Below are 19061 nucleotides of genomic sequence, written 5' to 3'. Positions count from 1 at the left end.
TTCCTTAGCTCCATCTCTTCTTCTCAAGCGCACGTACTGTCAAGAACAGGAAGACAGCCGCAAAGCTTACGAAGAACAGAATATGCGAAACGTTCAAAATACCGCTGACAAAGTCGTTGTAGCGTGTCATGAACGAAAGAGAACCAAGTACGGTTCCGATCCACTCAAAGCCTGCCGGAAGCGCCATTGCAATCGAATCCAAAAGCCAGATGAACAGCGAAATCGCCAGTGTGCCGATTGCCGCGATGATCTGGTTCTCTGTCAAAGACGAGATGAGAATACCGATGGAAATGAGCGCCGCACCGATGAGTGCAATCGCAATATAGTTTCCGAGGAACACATTCCAGTCAGGTGCTGCGAATGTTGCCAAAACGATCTGATATACAATGGTCGACGAAACGCCCAGCAGATACACAACAAATGCAGCAAAATATTTGCCCAGTACAACGCTTGTGATGTTGACCGGTGCAGTCAGCAAAAGCTGATCGGTCTTTAACTTTTTGTCCTCACTCATGAGTCTCATGGTGAGAAGCGGCACAACCATCAAAACAATCGTGAACATGTTGCTGAACACGTACTGAATGTAGTTTGCCTGACTATAGAGCACATACCAAAAATAAAAGCCGGAAATAGCATAAATCACGCCGAGAAAAATATATCCGAGCGGAGAAGAAAAATATGCTTTTAATTCGCGTCTGAAAATAGCACCCATTACTTAATACCTCCGGAATCTTTTGTAAGCTGCAGGAAGATATCCTCAAGCGACATTTCGCTCGAGCGCAGACCAAGCATCGGCCAGTTGCGCTCTGCCAAGCGTTTGAAGATCTCGCGGCGAATATCGACGCCGTCTTCCGCTTCGACGCTGTATTCATAAACGCCTTCTTCTCTCTTTCCGAGAAGATCAACATTCACCATGCCGGTGATGCCGCAAAGCGAACGATACACTTCATTTTCCGGACCGTCAATCAGCACCGTGTAACGGCGGTCATTCGACATATTGTGCGACAGGTTTGCAGTGGTGTCGTCTGCGACCAGTTTGCCCTGGTTGATGACAACGACTTTGTCACACACTGCCTGAATCTCAGACAGAATATGCGAAGAAAGAATAATGGTGTGTTTTTTGCCGAGCTTTTTGATAAGGCTGCGGATTTCGATGATCTGTTTCGGGTCCAAACCGACGGTCGGTTCGTCGAGAATCAGCACTTCCGGATTTCCGATCAGTGCCTGTGCCAGTCCCACACGCTGTTTATAACCTTTTGACAGGTTTTTGATCAAGCGGTTATAGACGTTTGAGATTTTGACAACATCGCAGACTTCTTTGATGTGCTCGGTTTTGGGCTGTTTTGCTTTTTTCAGGTCATAGATAAAGCTTAAATATTCTTTGACCGTCATATCAAGATACAGCGGCGGCTGCTCCGGCAGATAGCCGATCGAACGCTTCGCACGAATCGGATCTTCCAAAATGTCAACACCGTTGATCTTGCATTCTCCGCTTGTTGCGGACAGATAACCGGTCAAAATATTCATGGTTGTCGATTTGCCTGCACCGTTCGGACCGAGAAAGCCCAGAATTTCTCCGCGGTCCACATGAAAACTGACATCATCGACCGCTAATTTCTGGCCGTATCTCTTTGTGAGATTTTGAATCTCAATCATGGTTGTCCCTCCTATGTATTGTTCGGTCAGACGCTTTTGTTCTTATTTTTTGAAAGCCTCTGAGGCGCATTATTTCACCTGTAAAATCCCGATAGGTTATACTATACCATAAACGAAATAAATTTTCCACCATTTCCGTGATAAAAGTGTAGAAAATTTCATTCTCTTTTGTTAATATTCACGAGCAAGTCAAAACTGCTCGAATTCATAGACCGTTTTTGATGCAAAACGCGCGCCTGCTTTTAAGACACAGCAGGGAAATTCCGGTCGATTCGGCGAATCCGGGAAGTACTGCGTTTCCAGACAGAAACCGCTGCGTTTTTCGTATGGTTTGCCCGTTTTTCCGACAAAACTGCCGTCCAAAAAGTTTCCGGCATAAAACTGCATGCCCGGCAAATCAGTGAACACACGCATTTCGACTCCGGTTTCCTCGCAGCGCACACAAGCCGCCTCACGGAAGCCCTCGCCGCGGATGACGAAGTTGTGGTCATAGCCGCCGACTGATTGCAGATCGCTGTTTTCCTCATCAATCCGCGCGCCGATTGCATGAAAATCGCGGAAATCAAACGGTGTACCTGCCACCTCCGGCAGCTCGCCGGTCGGGATTGCACCGCCGTCTACGCGTGTGAAGCGGTCGGCGTTGATTTTGATTTCGTGCGTACAGATGGTATCGCACCGGTCACCCGACAGATTGAAATACGCATGGTTTGTGAGATTGCAGACGGTATCTTTGTCGCTCTGTGCTTCATACGAAATCGAAAGGCCGCCCGCTTCGGTCAGTGCGTATGTCACCCAAACGGTCATATTGCCTGGATATCCTTCCTCCATGTCTGCGCTCTTGCAGGAAAGCACAAGCGTTTCACCGCACACCTGTGCGTCCCAGTTTTTCGTATGAAAGCCGGTCGGACCGCCGTGCAGATGATGTTCGCCGTCGTTTTTAAAAAGCGGATACGTTTTGCCGTTTAACGAAAACGATGCGCCGCCGATGCGGTTTGCATACCGGCCGACGACTGCGCCGATAAAGCATGTCTGTGTTTCATAACCCTGCACATCCGAAAATCCAAGACACACGTCTGTCATGGCGCCGGTTCGGTCGGGCACGCGCACGGACTGAACAGCGGCACCGAGCGTGATGATGTCTGCTTCGATTTTCTCATTAGACAGCCGGAAACCGCGAACCGGTTCTCCGTTCGCGGCTGTTCCGAATGCATACGACTGAATGGTTGTCATTGATGATTCCTCCCCTTATCTGCGGCGGATACGCTGTGCGACTTTTGCCAGGTCATCCGCAGCATATTCAAAAAACGTATAGAACGCTGGACACAGCGCATTTTTTGTATTTTCTCCAAGTGCGATCGGCTCGCGGTTTCTGCGGCATCCGCCGCGGCACAGCCGGTAATACGGACATGTTTTGCAGTCGTCCGCAACGGCATAGGATGTTTCGACAAACCGGCGGGCATTCTCCGACCGGAGCATCACATCAAATTCGTCGGTGTGCACATTGCCGATGCGCCATTCATCCGTGACATAGAAGTCACACGGATAGACGCTGCCGTCTGCTTCAATCATGAAATAGCAGCTGCAAACGCCCGACATTCCGCAGCTTTCCGGCGGATATCCGGCGAGCATCATGACGAGGTTGTCGAAATAACGCACACTGACCGGATGGTTCGTATTCAAGTCCACATACCAAAGCTTAAACAGCTTTTTTAAAAATTCGCCGTACAGTTCGGGTGTGAGCGAATAGCTGTGACCGCCTGCCGTTTTTAGCTCATCGAGGCACGGGATAAACTGCAGATACGAAAATTTCTGCTTTTTAAAAAAGTAATAGATCCGTTCGATATTCTCCGCAACGTCGCGGTTGACGGTTGAGAGGATGTTGAACTCGACATGGTGCCGTTCCATGATGCGCGCGGCATTCACGACGCGTGCAAATGTGCCGTTGCCCTCTGCATCCAGCCGGTATTTGTCATGCACGGCCTGCACGCCGTCGAGCGACAGTCCGACCAAAAAGTCGTTGTCGTGCAGAAACTGTGCCCACTCGTCGTTCATCGTCATGCCGTTTGTCTGAATCGCATTCGTAACGCGGATATGCTTTGTGTTGTACTTCTTTTGCAATTCGATGACCTTTTTGAAAAAATCAAGACCTGCAAGTGTCGGCTCACCGCCCTGAAAGCCGAATGCCGCCATCGTGTCGGCATAGGCAAACGCCTTTTTGACGATAATCTCGAGCGTTTCCTCTGACATGATGCCGTAGTTGGCAATTTCGCGCCGATTGGCGACGTCGCTGTAAAAGCAGTAGGCACACCGCATATTGCATGACGAGGATGCCGGTTTAATGAGCATAGAAATGGCTGGCATAAATAAACTTCTCCTTATCGGATCGTGATTCCCGGATAGTAGTGGGTCAAAATGAAGCGGTAATCTTTTCCCGCGGCGGAATAGCCGAGTGCACCGCGCTGACTCATGCCAACACCGTGACCGTATCCCTTGGTGGAAAACGTGATCACATCGCCGCTTACAGAAATCGAGGTGATTTTTGTACTTTTTAACTGCGCCGTACCGAACACGCTTTCGCGTAAAGTTCGCACACTCACCTGCACACCGCACACCGGCAGTGTATAGACAAAATCACCGTCTGTATAGGTGGCGCCGTCAAGCGAAAACCACGTTTCCGGCTCGCCGCTCACAGAAATGCCTGCGGCAGTAAGCTTTTGACGCGCACTGTCGGCCGAGATGGAAAATGTGCTCGGATAGTCGTCATACGCGCTGTCAACCGCTTTTAAGTATGAGATGGAGCTTCCCCACACGTACTGGCTTGACTGTGTGTGACCGCCTGCCGCCGCATGATAGACGGTATTTGCCGGCACACTGCCGTAATAGGCCACCTCGTCATACACCTCGCGCACAAGCGCAATCGTTTTCGCATGCGGTGTGGCATACGACATCGACGGGTATCTGCCGTATGTTCTGCGGTAGTTTTCCATATAGCTGTGGCAGGCAACCGCCTGCGCTTTATATGCTTCGTAATATTTCGCACTCGGCACCGTATTGGTACCGACAATTTCCCGCTGTACCGCACCTGCTAAAATGAGCAGAAGCTCATCGTCTGGTCCGGCTTCCTCAGAAGACGACGAAGAAGACGGTGCGGACGAAACCGGCGGGCGCGAGGAAGCAGGTGAGGATGATTCAGCCGGTGCAGACTCAAATGCAGGAAGCGATGAGCCAAGCACGCCCGATTCAGATGACAGCGTGGATTGGCCCGGCACAGCGTCTGAAACGGACGGAAGCGGCACAGACGAAAATACGCTCACATTGAGCAGATCATCTTCTGAAATATCAAACGGCAGTTCATTCGTTCCGCCGTCAAACCATTCGCCCTCTAACGATGATTCAATCTCAGCAATGCCCGGCTCCTGTCCCTGCACAACACCTGCGAGCGGATCTGTCTGCGCGCTTGTCGGCATATAGGCAAACGCATCTGCGCTCATACCAACCGATACGGCCAAAACCGACACGGCGGCACCAAACGACGCCAGATGAACCATCCATTTTTTCATCGCAATTCGTCCTTTCTATAATTATGCATACGGATTGGCTTTTCCGTTTTGCTCCACCCAGACCTCGGGCATGATCATATCTTTGTTGATTGTTGCGCCTTCGACATTCACTGCATACGGCTCGCCCGGACGCACTTTTCTTGCAACAACCACCATGCGGTACGGTGTCGGTTTTTCCGGTGTCAGTGTTTCGCAAGTCGACAGTGTAATAAACCGGTCGGAGTAATCGACATCGACGGTTGTATTGAAATACGAACGTTTGTCGATTTCCAAAAGGAACGTTTCAAACTGTTCTTCCGTCATATCCACATAATCGTGATAGCCGAAATAACCTTCCATATCGGGGTCGACTTCTGCCATAAACGCACCGATTACTTTATACTGACCGCGGCCGTAGATCGTATCGAAGTTGATAATCGGATGCTGTTTATAAAAATCAAGGCTCTTATACTCTTTGATCGGCGCAAAATATGAACCGTCGCTTGCCGCATGGCCGTAAAGCGTCAGGTTCTGGCTCTGGTCTGTCGGCGTAATCTCTGCACGATAGTCGATAAACGGAATACCCAGAATCGATTTGCCGTAAAAATTGCGGCGCAGATAGTAGTCATTGTCGTCGCTCTGCACCACAACCGAAGAAAGTCCTGTTCCGTCGATGTAGACATAGCCTTTGATGTCCTGATTGACATTATAAAGCGCATTGAAATCCGAAATAATGCCCGTAGTCGGATCGAGCTCCGGTTCAGATTCGGGTGCGACCTCCTCCGACGATTCCGTTTTTTGATACAACTTGTCCGCCTCGCTTTGATCGTGGCGGATAATCAAATATTTCATCAAAATCAAACCGCCGCTAATCACTGCGCCCACCAGACAAATGATTGTCAATGCAAGCAAAATCTTTTGTGACAGTGATTTTTTCTTCGGTTTTGCGTGTGCGCCGCCTTTTTTCTGTTTCTGATCGGTATGTTCCTCTTGCTGTTCGATTGTCATTTTCTCTTTTTCTTCCATGGTGTGCTCCTTTCCGGATTCAATGGGTCTTAAGAATCCTGCCGGTCAATGAGATCCACTGTTTTTCGAAACAGGCGAATCACCGTCTCTGTCCGGATGTTTTGCCGGTCGTTTCCGCATTCAGCCAATAAATCGAGCCGTTCCCATACGGTTTTCCCCCGATACGATACGGCAATATACACCGTACCGACCGGTTTGCCCTCGACCGCGCCGGTTGGGCCGGCGATTCCGGTGGTGGAAATTCCCACGTCGCTCTTTGCACGCGCGCGGACACCTTCCGCCATTTCGCATGCAACCGCCTCGCTCACTGCGCCGTACTGCCGCAGTGACGATTCACGCACGCCGAGCATTTCCTCCTTGATTCGGTTTGCGTATGTAACCGCCCCATATTCAAACACAGACGAAGCGCCCGAAACGGAGGTGATCGCCGCCGCTGCCATCCCGCCGGTACAGCTTTCGGCTGTGGCAATCGTGAGGCCGCGTGCAGCGAGCAGTGTTACAAGTGCTTCGGCTTCAGTCTGCAGATTCATTCTCTTCACCACTCCAGACGAATGACTTTTTCCTCAATATTTTCGACCGCTTCGGCAAGCAGCGGTTCAAAATCAAACAATGCCTGCGACTCCTCAACATAGCGGAGTGTCGGACGTGTTTTCGGCCGTTTCGGCGTAAACACGGTGCAGCAGTCCTCATACGGCAAGATAGATGTTTCAAACGTGTTGATCTTACGCGCGATGGCGACGATGTCCTTTTTGTCCATGCCGATGAGCGGACGGAACACCGGACGGTCGGATGCTGCGTTGGTTGCCGCAAGCGACAAGATTGTCTGGCTTGCCACCTGACCTAAGCTCTCGCCGGTAATGAGCGCCGGCAGATCATGCGCACGCGCCACACGCACGGCAATCTCCATCATCAATCGGCGCATGATAATTGTAAACAGCTCTTCCGGACAGTGGTCGCGGATGGCTTCCTGCAATTTCGTAAACGGCACGCAGTAAAACGTGATATTTCCGGTATAATCGGTCAATGTCTGAAGCAGTGTTTCCACCTTGTCGAGCGCACGCGCACTCGTATACGGCGGGCTTACAAAATGGATTGCCGAAATCTTTAATCCGCGGCGCGCCATCATATAGCCTGCAACCGGGCTGTCGATGCCGCCCGACACAAGCAGAAGCGCCTGTCCGCTCGAAGAAACCGGCATACCGCCTGCACCCTCGCGCTGTGCACCGTGGATATATGCCGCAAAGTCGCGGATTTCGACGATGACAGTCATCTGCGGATGATGTACGTCTACGCGCAGATGCGGATATGCCGAAAGCAGTGCCGCACCAACTTCGCGCGAAATCTCCGGCGATTTGTACGGGAACGATTTGTCCGACCGCTTTGCCTCCACTTTAAACGTACGAATCCCGGAAAGGTCGTCTTTTAAATAAGCAACAGCATCTCTTAAGATGGTACCCAAATCTTTTTCGGTGACGAGCGCACGCGAATATGCCGCGATGCCGAACACCTTGCCCATTGCGTCACACACTTCGTCCAAATCAATGTCGTCCGATTTCGGGCGTACGGTAATCGTCGACTGCGCACGCTGAATGTCAAACGCACCGAACGGCTTTAACCGCCAGCGGATGTTTTTGACCAGAATATCCTCAAACGAACCGCGGTTGAGTCCTTTTAACGCAATTTCTCCTGTTTTTAATAAAATGGCTTCGTTCATAGTTTCTCCTATCCTCTCACCCGCTGTTTTGCGAGTGTCTGTTCTCCTTCTAAAATTGCCGACACGAGTGTGTCGATCATCTCTTCTGTCGTTTCGGGCGAAAAGCTTATGCGCAGTGTTTCGTCCGCTGTCATGCGGTCAACGCCGAGTGCGTCCATGACATGGCTGTGTGCACCTTTTGCACAAGCGCTTCCGCTCGATACATAGATGCCTTTCTGCTCCAAGAAATGCAGCATCGTCTCTGAGCGCACACCGAACACGGACAAGCTCACGATATACGGCACACACGCGTCACCTGACCGGAATGACACATCTTCATTCTGCGAAAACGCATCGCGCAGCCGTTTTGACAGCGCTTCGTAATGCGCAATGCGTGCAGACAGCTTTGTCCGCTGTGCAGCCACTGCCGCACCGAACGCCGCGATCATCGGCACCGGCTCTGTTCCAGAGCGCACGCCGTTTTGCTGGCCGCCGCCGGTAATCTGTGGGATAAGCCGCACGCCTTTTTTGACAATCAGCGCACCGATTCCCTTTGGCGCATAGACCTTGTGGCCGCTGATACTCATCAAATCAACCGAAAGCGCGGGAAACCGAATCGGAAGCTTCAAAAACGCCTGCACGGCATCGGTGTGAACCAGCACGTCCGGCTTTTTTGCTTTGACTGCCGCGGCAATCTCTGCAATCGGCAGCAAAAGGCCCGTTTCGTTATTGACCATCATACAGCTCACAAGCGTTGTATCGCTGTCGACCGCATCGGCAAACGACTGCGCAGAAAACGTACCGTCTGACTGCGGCTGCACCGTTTTTACGGTGAATCCCTGCTGTGCGAGTGCATGCACCGTTTCGAGCACGGAAGGATGCTCGACCGCCGAAATCACGATCGTTTTCCCTCTCCGGATTTTTGCCTGTGCCGCACCGACAAGTGCCAAGTTATTCGATTCCGTTGCACCCGAGGTGAACACAATCTCCGACACATCGCATTTTAACGCGGCGGCAATCTGCTTTTTCGCTTCTTTGATGCACTTTTCTGCCGCAAAGCCCACATCATGCAGTGAGGACGGGTTGCCGTATGTCTTTGTCATAGCGTTTACACACGCTTCTACCGCCTCTGCACACGGTTTTGTTGTCGCACTGTTATCGAGATAAATTTCCAATCGGTTCGCCCTTTCCTTGATTCAATAGATGGTTTTATTGTACCGCGTTTCACAAAAAACCGCAACCCTTTTCTTGCCTGTGTCCAGGTTTTGCCGAGGGGAAATGTGACAAATCTGTTATTTGACTTTATGACGATTCGTTGGTATGATGGACATAAGAAACGGAGGGGATTTTTCATGTCACATCACATCTCTCGTTTATTCTTTCGGCTGATTCTCTTTGCAGTCATTGTATGCGTGCTGTGCACGGCATTTGTGCTCGCCGCCGACTTTTTTGTCCGCCACAATTCCGCAGACGCCATTTTGACCGAAACAGAGGCCGGCACAAAGTCGTTTGACTGTATTTTGGTGCTCGGTGCAGGTGTACGCGGCGGTGAGCCAAGCCCACTGCTTGCCGAACGGCTCGATATGGGCATTTCGCTGTTTCAAGCAGGCGTGTCCGACCGCATTCTTGTAAGCGGCGATCACGGACAAAAAGACTATGACGAAGTAAATATCATGAAATCATATGCGGTGACGCGCGGGGTAAACTCCGAAGCGGTTTTCATGGATCATGCCGGATTTTCCACATACGAAAGCATGTATCGCGCAAAAGAGATCTTCGGTGTAAAGCGTGTGCTGATTGTGACCCAGGAATATCACCTCTCGCGCGCAATCTATGACGCGCGTGCAATGGGAATGGAAGCGTATGGCGTAAGCGCCGACAAAACACGCATGGCAGGACAGCTTTCACGCGATTTCCGCGAGATCTTCGCCCGCGCAAAGGATGTCATCTACTGCGCGGTAAAACCGAAACCAACCTATTTAGGCGAAGCCATCCCCATCGGAGGAAACGGCAATGTTACAAACGATTTGTGAATTAAAAGGTCGGTTTTTATCGGGATTGTGCGCAATTTTTCTGCTGTGTATGCTTTGGCTTGCACTCGAGTGCGCCGGCTTTGCTGCTGTTCCGTTTTACACAGACGAGGACTTTTCTCTTTCGATCAGACAAAGCGGTGTTGATTTCAACGAAAACGGCATCGACGACACGCTCGACCTGCTCATCGGTGCGCGAAAGGATGCACAAAACCGTCCTGTATATGACGGCAGCTATGTAGCGGGCGGCTATCCGCCCGAAGACCGCGGTGTCTGCACCGATGTGGTCTGGCGATCATTCCGTGAGGCGGGCTATTCATTAAAAGAGATGGTCGATACCGATATCCGTGCGTCGATTGAAGATTATCCCCGAACCGGTGGCGTGCGTGATGCAAACATCGATTTCCGCCGGGTGCCGAACCTGCGGGTATTCTTTTCAAAATACGCGCAGATACTCACCACCGATCCGACCGACATTGCCGCATGGCAGGCGGGCGATATCGTCACATTCGGCGACCATCACATCGGTATCATTTCAGACCGGCGCAATGCACAGGGAATTCCATTCCTCATTCACAACAGCGGACAACTCCGCCGCGAAGAAGATGCGCTGCAGCGATGCGGCACAATCAGCGGTCATTTCCGGTTTGACGGCAACGCACTGCCGGATGAATTGAAGATTACATTCGAACCTACATAAAAACACCGCACAGGACAGCTATCCTGTGCGGTGTTTGTTTTAACCGCGATATTCATATTCATAAAGCATGCGCGGCTGACCGCGGAAGATCTCCTCGGTTACGGTACCTGTCCGGTGAAAGCCGCATGCTTCAAAAAACTGCATACTGCCGGGATTATCCGCATAGATTTCCGCTTTCAAACGTACGCCGGCTGACCGCTCACGCTCTGCTTTGCACAGCAGGCCGAGCGCTTTTTTGGCATAGCCGTTTCTCCGGTGTGCCGGCTTTATGACGACACCGACATATGCGGTTGTTTCATCAAGCCGATAACACTCGATTTTTCCGGCAACGATGTCATCATCCACAATCATATACACTGCAAGCGGTGTGCTTTTTCCCCGGCGTGCCTCATATGCCTGTGCAATCTCTTCGCGCGTGCGCGGCGTTTCACATCCGGAAAGATACGCCGTTTCCTCATCGTGCTCAAGTTCAAACAAGTCGGTGAAATACATTTCTTCCACCGGAACAAGCTTTGTCACCGAAACCTCTCCTTCCGTTGCATTCATCGAATATACCGCGTGCGGACAGCAGCTTACTGAATCATTTCAATTCCTCTGAGCAAATTGGTCTTCGAAATGGCGCCCATCGCACCGGTGACGATATTGCCGTCTTTATTGATGAAATAGGTGGTCGGCAAAGAAGAAACACCGTATTTCATGGCAGCATCCTGATTGACGTCATACAGCACCGGAAAAGAAAAGCCCTGTTCCTTGATAAACCGCTCGCCTTTTTCTTTTGTTTCCTGCATACCGTCGACCATATCCACCATCAAAAACACAACTTCGCCGTCAAGTTCTTTCGCCACTGCATCAAAATCGGGCATTTCCGATTTGCACGGCGGACACCATGATGCCCAGAAATTCAGTACAATCGGCTTGCCGATATAATCCGAAAGCGATACTTCATTCCCTTCTGCATCGACTGCCGTAAAATCGACGTATGGAATCGTCTGCGCAGATTGTTCTGCATCCGGTGTCTGTACTTCTTTTGAAAGCATCGGATAGAGAATCGCCGCCGCGCCGATCAGTACCACAAGACCGACTGCCAAAGAGATCCAAAGCCATGCCTGTTTTTTCATTTCATTCCCTCCGTCATATTAAAATGTAAGCAGCGACAAAAACATTCCAAACAGTCCTGTCATCATCAAAATACCGACTACAATCAGCAGTCCGCCCGAAATCAGATTGATGACACGATAATGCGATTTGATAAACGCAAATGTGGATTTTAATTTATCGATCAGCACAGCACTCACCACAAACGGAATGCCAAGTCCCAGCGAATAACACAACAGCATGAGTACACCGTCAAGCGCTTGACCGCTGCTCGCCGCCATCATCAGTGCAGACCCCAAAAATGCACCGACACACGGTGTCCATCCGACCGAAAAGATCATACCGAACAAAATGGACGAGAAAAATCCGAGTGTATGATGCTTCATCGTGCCGCGCATGCCTTTAAAAAACGAAAGCTTGAACAAATCAAGCATCGACAGACCGAACAAAACGATCACGGCACCTGCAACAATATTCACGATCGTTTGATACTGTGTGAGAAAACTGCCGATGGTGCCGGCAAACGCACCCATCAGCGTAAAAAACACCGTAAAACCAAGCACGAAGCCAAGCGCATTCTTAATGGCTGCGCCGCGCTTGTTCTGCGTATCGCTGCCTGCAAAATACGACACATAAATCGGCAGCATCGGCAAAAGACACGGCGAAATAAACGTGATGATTCCTTCCAAAAACACAAGCAGATATTGCATAGTCGTTCTCCTGTCAAACGTAGAATGTATACGGCGTTAGTATACCATAACTTTTCTTTGATGACAAGAAAAAATCCTCCGGAAGCCGGAGGATTTTTTGAAACCAGATATTTTCTTACGGGCGTTTTTTAAGCTCTGCTGCCAAAATTTCATCTTTGCGTGCAAGCAGCTCGTCCGAGTAGAGCAGTTCTTCCACTTTCTCGATGCCAAGACGATCGATTGTCTGCGAAAAACGCTCGCCGACATATCCAAGATCACGGAACAGAAGCATTGCTTTTTCGACGATTGCCAATACTTCTTCTTTGTCAGTGAACAGACGAGACAGTGTGCGTCCCTGTGCCACACGTTTGCCCCAACGGCCGCCGATATAGATTTTATAGCAGTCAACACTCTCGCTCAGTGCATCAAAATAGCATTTTCCTGCACAGCGACCGCAGTTGGTGCACTCGGTGCTGTCGATGGTCATGCTTGCTTCACCGCGTTTTGCGGCTTTGACCGGACATGCCTCTTCAATCGGACATTTTTTGCAGTTTCTGCATTTCTCTGCATCAAATTTCGGTGCGCGCTGACCGATGATGCCGATATCGTTCAAATCCGGTTTTACACAGTTGTTCGGACATCCGCCGACTGCGATTTTAAATTTGTGCGGAAGCGAAACATTGCTATAACCCACGAAGAAGCGGTCGTGAACCTCTTCGGAAAGCGCAAATGTATCGATAAGACCATACTGGCAGGTTGTACCTTTACATGACACAACCGGACGCACTTTTGCGCCTGTGCCGCCGGTGACAAGATCTGCTTTTGCAATATATTCGCGGAACGGTTCAATCTGATCAAACGGGATGCCCTGCACTTCAACCGTCAAACGGGTTGTAAATGTGATATTGCCGTTGCCGAATTTCTCTGCAGCTTCTGCAATACAGGCAGCCTGTGCCGCGGTAATTTTGCCGTTTTTCGTGATGATGCGTCCGGAAAAATTATCCGTGCCTTTGTTGCTCAAAAAGCCAAGACCTTTGACGCGTTTTTCCTCTGCTGGCGGAATCGTAAGTGCTGCCATAATCCATTCTCCTTTACTTGTCAAATCAAAAACAATACACGTCTGATACGCTCAGTATACCACACGATGTCGAATTTGAACAGCATTTTTAACAATCTTTTAAAAAATACTGCCGCAGCGGATTCATGTGATTCTGAACCGCAGCGCCAACCATTTTATGAAAACAGTGCAGAAATTTCTGCAAACGGTGCGACTGCACGCTTTAAAATTCCATGAACCTGCGCGATTAAAATGCCGTAGTTTGTAAATGGAACGCCCTGATCGGCGGCACATTTCATGCGGTAGTTCACTTCCCGCTCATTAAGCATACAGCCGCCGCAGTGCACCACCATTGCATACGGTGAAAGATCATCAGGAAATTCCGTGCCGCTTTTAAACACAAAATGCAGGTCTTTTTTCGTATAGGAAGAAATCCAGTTCGGCAGTTTCACGGTGCCGATATCGCCGCACTGTCTGTGATGCGTACAGCCCTCGCAGATGAGTACAGTATCGCCGTCTTTTAAACGGTCAAGTGCCGCTGCACCGGCTGCGACCGTTTGAAGATTTCCTTTATAGCGTGCAAACAGAATCGAAAACGATGTAAGCGGAATCGATTCGTCAACAATCTTCGACACCTTGCCGAACGCCTGACTGTCCGTAACAACAAGCGCAGGCGGTTCTTTTAAAGATGAAAGCGCATGTGTAAGCGTTGTTTCCTTTGTGACGATGCAGTACGCGTCACTGTCTAAAATATCGCGGATCGTCTGCTGCTGCGGCAGAATGAGCCGGCCTTTCGGTGCGGCTTCGTCAATCGGTGTCACCAGCACGATCGTATCGTTTGGATGAATCAGATCACCGATAATCCGTTTGTTCGAATCGGCAGGCTTGCATGCGGCGATCGCTTCTTTAAGTTCGTGAATATGTTCGCCTGTTTTCGCACTGACAGGAATGCTGTGCGCAGGCAGGTCTTGTTTTTTTGCTGTATCCGATTTATTGAACACCAAAAGATACGGAATCTGCTTTTTCTGTATCGTTTCGATGAGCGTTTCCTCAAGCGGCGAAAGACCCTCGCCGGCATCGACCACAACAAGTGCAATATCCGTTTTATTGAGCATCTGATATGCTTTTTTTATCCGCATCTGCCCAAGCTCTCCCTCGTCGTCCAAGCCGGGCGTGTCAATAAACACAACGGGTCCAAGCGGCAAAAGCTCCATGGATTTTAGCACCGGGTCGGTGGTGGTGCCTTTTACATCCGAAACAATGGCAAGATTCTGGCCGGTCAGCGCATTCATCACACTCGATTTGCCGGCGTTGCGTCTGCCGAACAGTCCGATGTGAATGCGTTCGGCGGATGGGGTTGACTGTAAACTCATAACGATCCTTCTTCCTGTGCAGACATTGTATTCAGTATAGCATACTCCGTCAAAAAAAGCGAGACAAACGGTTTCCTTGCCTTTCGGTTGACACTTTGATGAAATCCGATATAATGAAAACAAACGACGATTTAAGGAGGAATCGGTTTGGAACTGCGCGAATTTTTCGGCGATATTTGGGGCAAGCTTTCAAAAGAGGAGCAGACGCTGTTTTTAGAAAGTGCACGCTTGGTTTCCTATGAACGCGGCACCGTTTTAAAAAACAGCACCGACCAGTGCGAAGCGCTCTATGCCGTGACACGCGGAATTCTGCGTGTCTATATGATTTCAGAAGAAGGGCGCGAGGTCACGCTGTATCAGTTAAAAGAGGGAGATTTCTGTCTGTTTTCCGCTTCGTGCATTCTGTCGCGCATCCCGTTCCCGCTTCTTGTGGAAGCACAGACCGATGTGACGCTTTACCGCATTCCGGCGCAGGTGTATCAGTCAGTCTTACAAACAAACATTGCGGTTTCCAATTTCACAAGCGGCATCATGTCAAACCGTCTTGCCGATATTCTGTGGCTTGTGGATCAGATTCTGTTTAAACGGATGGACAGCCGGCTTGCCGCGTTTTTGTGCAGTCAAAGTGAACTCTATCATACCGACACTCTCACGCTCACGCATGAACAGATTGCCGCACATTTAGGAACTGCGCGCGAAGTCGTTTCCCGGATGCTCAAATATCTCCAATCCGAGCAGATGATCGTCCTTTCGCGCAAGGAAATCCGTTTGACCGACAAAGAATCGCTTTCACTTTTGGCAGGTGACGCGTAAATTTTGCGCAAATGTGATTTTGTCACGGAACTTTTCTGATTCGCGCCATATAATAGCCTCAGAACAAGACACAAGGAGGCAATAACTTCTATGGCAAAACGAAAAGCAGTCGTCGACAAAACGCACTGTGTCGCCTGCGGATGCTGTACAACAGCGTGTAAGCTCCATGCAATCACCGTCTTTCGCGGCATTTATGCACAGGTGAGCGACCGATGTGTCGGATGTGCAAAATGTGCGGCTATGTGCCCTGCCGATGCGATTTCGATGGAGGCGGCCACATGAAAAAACATTTCTATGACTACCTTTGGGTTGCTTCTGCGCTGTACTTGATTCTCGGGTTTTTCAATATCCTGTTTGCATGGCTCGGGCTTTTGTGCTTCATGATCCCGCTTTTGATTTCCGTTTTCGGCAAGAGCAAGGCCTACTGCAACCGCTACTGCGGACGCGGACAGTTGTTTTCCCTGCTTGGGCAAACGCTCCGTCTGTCCCGCAACAAACCGATGCCCCGCTTTTTAAAAAGCCGCATCTTCCGGTATGGGTTTCTCGTCTTTTTCATGACGATGTTCGGACTGATGATCGCACAGACCGTCGGCATCTTTTTAAACGCTGATTCCTTAAAAACAGCGGTCACACTCCTTTGGACGTTCCGGGTTCCCTGGACGTTTGCCTATACCGAAACCGCATTGCCCGCATGGGTGTCGCAGTTTGCATTCGGGTTTTACAGCATCATGCTCACCTCGACGATACTTGGCATCGTGTTGATGGTGCTTTATAAACCGCGTGCATGGTGTGTATGTTGTCCGATGGGCACGATGACACAGCTTGTGTGCAAAGCACATGCGCACGGAAAAACCGATCAAAATTAACGTCATTCATTTTATTTTCAACAATATATAAACAACAATTTCGAAAGGAAGATTATTCATGGCTGTTACTGTTATCACAAAAGAGAATTTTGAATCCGAAGTTTTAAAAAGCACAAAACCGGTTCTTCTGGACTTCTGGGCTTCCTGGTGCGGTCCGTGCCGGATGCTCTCCCCGATCGTTGACGAGATCGCTGAGGAAAACGCGAACATCAAAGTCGGCAAGGTAAACGTTGACGAACAGCCGGAGCTTGCACAGGCATTCAAAGTCATGTCCATCCCGATGCTCGCAGTCGTAAAAGACGGCAAAGTCACAAACACCTCGGTCGGCTACAAAGCGAAAGCAGCTGTTTTGGCACTGCTCGACTAAAAAGTAATATTCAAAGGAGGCACACTCCCCATGAAAGTAGTCATTATCGGCGGTGTGGCAGGCGGTGCATCCGCTGCCGCACGCTTAAGACGCCTTGACGAACAGGCAGAGATCATTCTGCTTGAGCGCGGCGAATACATTTCGTTTGCAAACTGCGGCCTGCCGTATTATATCGGCGGCGTCATCAAAGAAAAAAGCGCACTCACACTCCAGACACCGCAGCAGTTTTATAACCGCTTCCGCATTGATGTGAGAATCAAAAACGAGGCGCTTTCCATTGATCCCATTCGTCACATCGTAACAATTCGCCGCTCGGACGACGGCAGTACGTATGAAGAATCGTACGACAAACTGATTCTTTCGCCGGGTGCGGCTCCAATCCGTCCGGCGATTCCGGGTATTGACGACGAGGCGGTCTTTACTCTGCGCAACATTCCTGACACGATGAAAATTGACACATTCATCCACGAACGCGAGCCAAAATCGGCAGTCGTCGTGGGCGGCGGTTATATCGGTGTCGAAATGGCGGAGAATTTGAGCCACGCAGGCATCGACACCACGATTGTGGAGCTGTCCGATCATCTGATTGCACCGCTCGACTTCGATATGGCAGCAGATGTGCACAACTACCTTGCGCAAAAAGGCGTTTCGGTGATTTTAAATAACGGCGTGACTGCAATCGAACGCGAAAACGGCCGTTTGAATGTAAAACTGCAAAACGGTGCGGTGTCGGCTGACCTGCTCATCATGGCAGTCGGTGTCCGTCCGGAAACAACGCTTGCAAAAGAGTGCGGTCTGCTGTTGAATGCACGCGGTGCCATCGTTGTAAACGAACGGATGGAAACAACCAATCCCGACATTTACGCCGTTGGCGACGCAGTAGAGGTCACTGACTTTGTGTCGAAAAACGCAGCTGTGATTCCGCTGGCCGGTCCTGCAAACAAGCAGGGTCGCATTGCGGCGGACAACATCTGCGGCGGCGACAGCCGTTACACCGGCACACAGGGCTCGGCTGTCTTGAAGATTTTCGATATGACCGTGGCAACAACCGGTTTAAACGAAAAATCGGCTTCGGCTGCGGGTATTGATTACGATAAGACCTACACGTTCTCCGCGTCCCACGCGTCCTACTATCCGGGTGCAAACAACATGTCGGTAAAACTCCTCTGGGAAAAAGGCACCCTTAAACTCATCGGTGCACAGATCGTCGGTTTTGACGGTGTGGACAAACGCATGGATGTGCTGGCAACGGCGATCCGCTTCGGCGCAAAAGTCACCGATCTTATAGAACTCGAGCTTTGCTATGCACCGCCGTTCGGCAGTGCGAAAGATCCGGTCAACATGGCGGGATTCGTCGCAGAAAACGTTGTGTCGGGCAAGTTAAAACAATTCTTCTGGCACGATGTCGCTTCCCTGCCGCGTGACGGCAGTGTGACACTGCTCGATGTGCGCACCGACACCGAGCGCGGCCGCGGTTCAATCGACGGATTTATGCATATCCCGGTCGACAGCCTCCGCGAGCACGTAAGCGAGATTCCGAAGGGCAAACCGGTGTACGTTCACTGCCACAGCGGACTGCGCAGCTATATTGCATGCCGCATCTTATCCGGTTACGGCTACGACTGCTATAACTTGGCAGGCGGCTGGCGGCTTTACGAAGCGGTGACCAAAAACCGCCGCGTTCCCGAATACCGCTGCACCGAGTGCAAATAAAAAATCAATACGCATAAAATCTCCTGCAAACGGCGAAACTGTTTGCAGGAGATTTTTATTTGTGCAAAGAAAGGAGCGGCAAACAATGCAACGGCATGCGCTCATTCTTTCCACGACGCACGATTTTCTCTTGAAATTTGAAAAGGAAAACGCGCTGCGGCTCATGCGGATGGGATATACGGTACACTTTGCCGCAAATGAAAAAGAGCCCGCCTATCTTTCCGATCTCGAAGCGATCAAACGACTGGGAATCATCTTTCATCCGATTTCGATTGCGCGTTCCCCGTTTTTGTTCCGGCAGAACTTTCGCGCACTGAAAGAGATTGTGCATCTGCTCCGCTCCATTCCCATTTCCATTCTCCACTGCCACACACCGGTCGGCGGTGTGCTCGGACGATTGGCCGGTGCTCTTTCCAAACGACACCCGCTCACCGTGATCTACAC

General features: G+C 50.4%; 22 protein-coding genes. 8 read left to right on the top strand and 14 right to left on the bottom strand.

The features are described from left to right. Nucleotides 1-4 precede the first annotated feature (4 nt). From H6A12_RS09010 to H6A12_RS08970, 9 genes are all read right to left on the bottom strand, one after another. Nucleotides 5-712 (bottom strand): ABC transporter permease, encoded by a 708-nt coding sequence (locus H6A12_RS09010; protein WP_204447079.1) that lies wholly within the window; start codon nt 710-712, stop codon nt 5-7. Then, nucleotides 712-1656, bottom strand: a complete 945-nt coding sequence (locus H6A12_RS09005; protein ID WP_204447076.1) for an ABC transporter ATP-binding protein — start codon at nt 1654-1656, stop codon at nt 712-714. Before H6A12_RS09005 ends, H6A12_RS09010 begins: the two co-directional genes overlap by 1 nt. Nucleotides 1657-1845: 189 nt before the next feature. Continuing rightward, on the bottom strand, nt 1846-2886 hold the full coding sequence (locus tag H6A12_RS09000; RefSeq protein WP_204447074.1) for an aldose epimerase family protein: 1041 nt from the start codon (nt 2884-2886) through the stop codon (nt 1846-1848). 15 nt (nt 2887-2901) lie between these two features. Then, complete coding sequence (locus tag H6A12_RS08995; protein WP_204447072.1) at nt 2902-4017, bottom strand: anaerobic sulfatase maturase; 1116 nt, start codon at nt 4015-4017, stop codon at nt 2902-2904. 14 nt (nt 4018-4031) lie between these two features. Then, nucleotides 4032-5216, bottom strand: coding sequence for a SpoIID/LytB domain-containing protein (locus tag H6A12_RS08990; RefSeq protein ID WP_204447070.1), 1185 nt, complete (start codon nt 5214-5216; stop codon nt 4032-4034). Nucleotides 5217-5237: 21 nt separating this feature from the next. Continuing rightward, nucleotides 5238-6221 (bottom strand): class B sortase, encoded by a 984-nt coding sequence (locus tag H6A12_RS08985; RefSeq protein WP_204447068.1) that lies wholly within the window; start codon nt 6219-6221, stop codon nt 5238-5240. A 29-nt stretch (nt 6222-6250) separates the two neighbouring features. Further along, the gene (locus tag H6A12_RS08980) at nt 6251-6751 is read right to left on the bottom strand and encodes a CinA family protein (protein ID WP_204447067.1); all 501 of its coding nucleotides are present in this window, start codon (nt 6749-6751) and stop codon (nt 6251-6253) included. 5 nt (nt 6752-6756) lie between these two features. Next, complete coding sequence (gene thiI / locus H6A12_RS08975) at nt 6757-7935, bottom strand: tRNA uracil 4-sulfurtransferase ThiI (RefSeq protein WP_204447066.1); 1179 nt, start codon at nt 7933-7935, stop codon at nt 6757-6759. Nucleotides 7936-7943: 8 nt separating this feature from the next. After that, nucleotides 7944-9089, bottom strand: coding sequence for a cysteine desulfurase family protein (locus tag H6A12_RS08970; protein ID WP_204447065.1), 1146 nt, complete (start codon nt 9087-9089; stop codon nt 7944-7946). A 177-nt stretch (nt 9090-9266) separates the two neighbouring features. Here H6A12_RS08970 and H6A12_RS08965 point away from each other — a divergent pair, with 177 nt between their 5' ends. Together H6A12_RS08965 and H6A12_RS08960 are read left to right on the top strand one after the other, a co-directional pair. Then, a complete protein-coding gene (locus H6A12_RS08965) occupies nt 9267-9947 on the top strand; it encodes a SanA/YdcF family protein (protein WP_204447064.1) in 681 nt (226 codons plus the stop codon). Beyond that, nucleotides 9928-10644, top strand: coding sequence for a DUF1287 domain-containing protein (locus H6A12_RS08960; protein WP_243415433.1), 717 nt, complete (start codon nt 9928-9930; stop codon nt 10642-10644). The genes H6A12_RS08965 and H6A12_RS08960 overlap by 20 nt, the downstream gene beginning before the upstream one ends. Nucleotides 10645-10683: 39 nt before the next feature. Here the strand turns inward: H6A12_RS08960 and H6A12_RS08955 are convergent, their stop codons facing one another. The 5 genes from H6A12_RS08955 to hydF all read right to left on the bottom strand — a co-directional run bounded on the left by H6A12_RS08955 (nt 10684) and on the right by hydF (nt 14858). Further along, nucleotides 10684-11163 (bottom strand): GNAT family N-acetyltransferase, encoded by a 480-nt coding sequence (locus H6A12_RS08955; RefSeq protein WP_204447063.1) that lies wholly within the window; start codon nt 11161-11163, stop codon nt 10684-10686. Between the two features lie 53 nt (nt 11164-11216). Next, on the bottom strand, nt 11217-11762 hold the full coding sequence (locus H6A12_RS08950; protein WP_204447061.1) for a TlpA family protein disulfide reductase: 546 nt from the start codon (nt 11760-11762) through the stop codon (nt 11217-11219). A gap of 18 nt (nt 11763-11780) precedes the next feature. Then, nucleotides 11781-12449 (bottom strand): cytochrome c biogenesis CcdA family protein, encoded by a 669-nt coding sequence (locus H6A12_RS08945; protein WP_204447059.1) that lies wholly within the window; start codon nt 12447-12449, stop codon nt 11781-11783. Between the two features lie 115 nt (nt 12450-12564). Further along, nucleotides 12565-13506 (bottom strand): 4Fe-4S binding protein, encoded by a 942-nt coding sequence (locus H6A12_RS08940; RefSeq protein ID WP_204447057.1) that lies wholly within the window; start codon nt 13504-13506, stop codon nt 12565-12567. 155 nt (nt 13507-13661) lie between these two features. After that, nucleotides 13662-14858: a [FeFe] hydrogenase H-cluster maturation GTPase HydF gene (hydF, locus tag H6A12_RS08935; RefSeq protein WP_204447055.1), complete on the bottom strand. Its 1197-nt coding sequence runs from the start codon at nt 14856-14858 to the stop codon at nt 13662-13664. A 147-nt stretch (nt 14859-15005) separates the two neighbouring features. Between hydF and H6A12_RS08930 the strand changes: the two genes are divergently transcribed. The 6 genes from H6A12_RS08930 to H6A12_RS08905 form a co-directional block, all read left to right on the top strand. Further along, on the top strand, nt 15006-15671 hold the full coding sequence (locus H6A12_RS08930) for a Crp/Fnr family transcriptional regulator (protein WP_204447053.1): 666 nt from the start codon (nt 15006-15008) through the stop codon (nt 15669-15671). 90 nt (nt 15672-15761) lie between these two features. Beyond that, entirely contained in the window at nt 15762-15953 is a 192-nt protein-coding gene (locus H6A12_RS08925) for a 4Fe-4S binding protein (protein ID WP_204447051.1), read from the top strand. Then, nucleotides 15950-16537, top strand: coding sequence for a 4Fe-4S binding protein (locus H6A12_RS08920; RefSeq protein WP_204447049.1), 588 nt, complete (start codon nt 15950-15952; stop codon nt 16535-16537). The genes H6A12_RS08925 and H6A12_RS08920 overlap by 4 nt, the downstream gene beginning before the upstream one ends. Before the next feature lie 58 nt (nt 16538-16595). After that, nucleotides 16596-16904: a thioredoxin gene (gene trxA / locus H6A12_RS08915; protein WP_204447047.1), complete on the top strand. Its 309-nt coding sequence runs from the start codon at nt 16596-16598 to the stop codon at nt 16902-16904. A 30-nt stretch (nt 16905-16934) separates the two neighbouring features. Further along, nucleotides 16935-18617, top strand: coding sequence for an FAD-dependent oxidoreductase (locus H6A12_RS08910; protein WP_204447044.1), 1683 nt, complete (start codon nt 16935-16937; stop codon nt 18615-18617). Nucleotides 18618-18702: 85 nt separating this feature from the next. After that, nucleotides 18703-19061, top strand: a 359-nt coding sequence (locus H6A12_RS08905; RefSeq protein ID WP_204447042.1) for a glycosyltransferase, incomplete at its 3' end; no start/stop codon positions are given.

It is taken from the genome of Merdimmobilis hominis, assembly GCF_016901855.1.
In the GTDB taxonomy this organism is placed as follows: domain Bacteria; phylum Bacillota; class Clostridia; order Oscillospirales; family Ruminococcaceae; genus Paludihabitans.
Note: the sequence above shows the minus strand (reverse complement) of the source record. Positions and strands in the feature narration are given on the sequence as shown.

Excerpts from the sequence above, each read along its gene's own strand:
- H6A12_RS09010 (WP_204447079.1), bottom strand. The coding sequence starts at position 712 with ATGGGTGCTATTTTCAGACGCGAATTAAAAGCATATTTTTCTTCTCCG.
- H6A12_RS09005 (WP_204447076.1), bottom strand. The coding sequence starts at position 1,656 with ATGATTGAGATTCAAAATCTCACAAAGAGATACGGCCAGAAATTAGCG.
- H6A12_RS09000 (WP_204447074.1), bottom strand. The coding sequence starts at position 2,886 with ATGACAACCATTCAGTCGTATGCATTCGGAACAGCCGCGAACGGAGAA.
- H6A12_RS08995 (WP_204447072.1), bottom strand. The coding sequence starts at position 4,017 with ATGCCAGCCATTTCTATGCTCATTAAACCGGCATCCTCGTCATGCAAT.
- H6A12_RS08990 (WP_204447070.1), bottom strand. The coding sequence starts at position 5,216 with ATGAAAAAATGGATGGTTCATCTGGCGTCGTTTGGTGCCGCCGTGTCG.
- H6A12_RS08985 (WP_204447068.1), bottom strand. The coding sequence starts at position 6,221 with ATGGAAGAAAAAGAGAAAATGACAATCGAACAGCAAGAGGAACATACC.
- H6A12_RS08980 (WP_204447067.1), bottom strand. The coding sequence starts at position 6,751 with ATGAATCTGCAGACTGAAGCCGAAGCACTTGTAACACTGCTCGCTGCA.
- thiI (WP_204447066.1), bottom strand. The coding sequence starts at position 7,935 with ATGAACGAAGCCATTTTATTAAAAACAGGAGAAATTGCGTTAAAAGGA.
- H6A12_RS08965 (WP_204447064.1), top strand. The coding sequence starts at position 9,267 with ATGTCACATCACATCTCTCGTTTATTCTTTCGGCTGATTCTCTTTGCA.
- H6A12_RS08960 (WP_243415433.1), top strand. The coding sequence starts at position 9,928 with ATGTTACAAACGATTTGTGAATTAAAAGGTCGGTTTTTATCGGGATTG.
- H6A12_RS08950 (WP_204447061.1), bottom strand. The coding sequence starts at position 11,762 with ATGAAAAAACAGGCATGGCTTTGGATCTCTTTGGCAGTCGGTCTTGTG.
- H6A12_RS08945 (WP_204447059.1), bottom strand. The coding sequence starts at position 12,449 with ATGCAATATCTGCTTGTGTTTTTGGAAGGAATCATCACGTTTATTTCG.
- H6A12_RS08940 (WP_204447057.1), bottom strand. The coding sequence starts at position 13,506 with ATGGCAGCACTTACGATTCCGCCAGCAGAGGAAAAACGCGTCAAAGGT.
- hydF (WP_204447055.1), bottom strand. The coding sequence starts at position 14,858 with ATGAGTTTACAGTCAACCCCATCCGCCGAACGCATTCACATCGGACTG.
- H6A12_RS08925 (WP_204447051.1), top strand. The coding sequence starts at position 15,762 with ATGGCAAAACGAAAAGCAGTCGTCGACAAAACGCACTGTGTCGCCTGC.
- H6A12_RS08920 (WP_204447049.1), top strand. The coding sequence starts at position 15,950 with ATGAAAAAACATTTCTATGACTACCTTTGGGTTGCTTCTGCGCTGTAC.
- trxA (WP_204447047.1), top strand. The coding sequence starts at position 16,596 with ATGGCTGTTACTGTTATCACAAAAGAGAATTTTGAATCCGAAGTTTTA.
- H6A12_RS08910 (WP_204447044.1), top strand. The coding sequence starts at position 16,935 with ATGAAAGTAGTCATTATCGGCGGTGTGGCAGGCGGTGCATCCGCTGCC.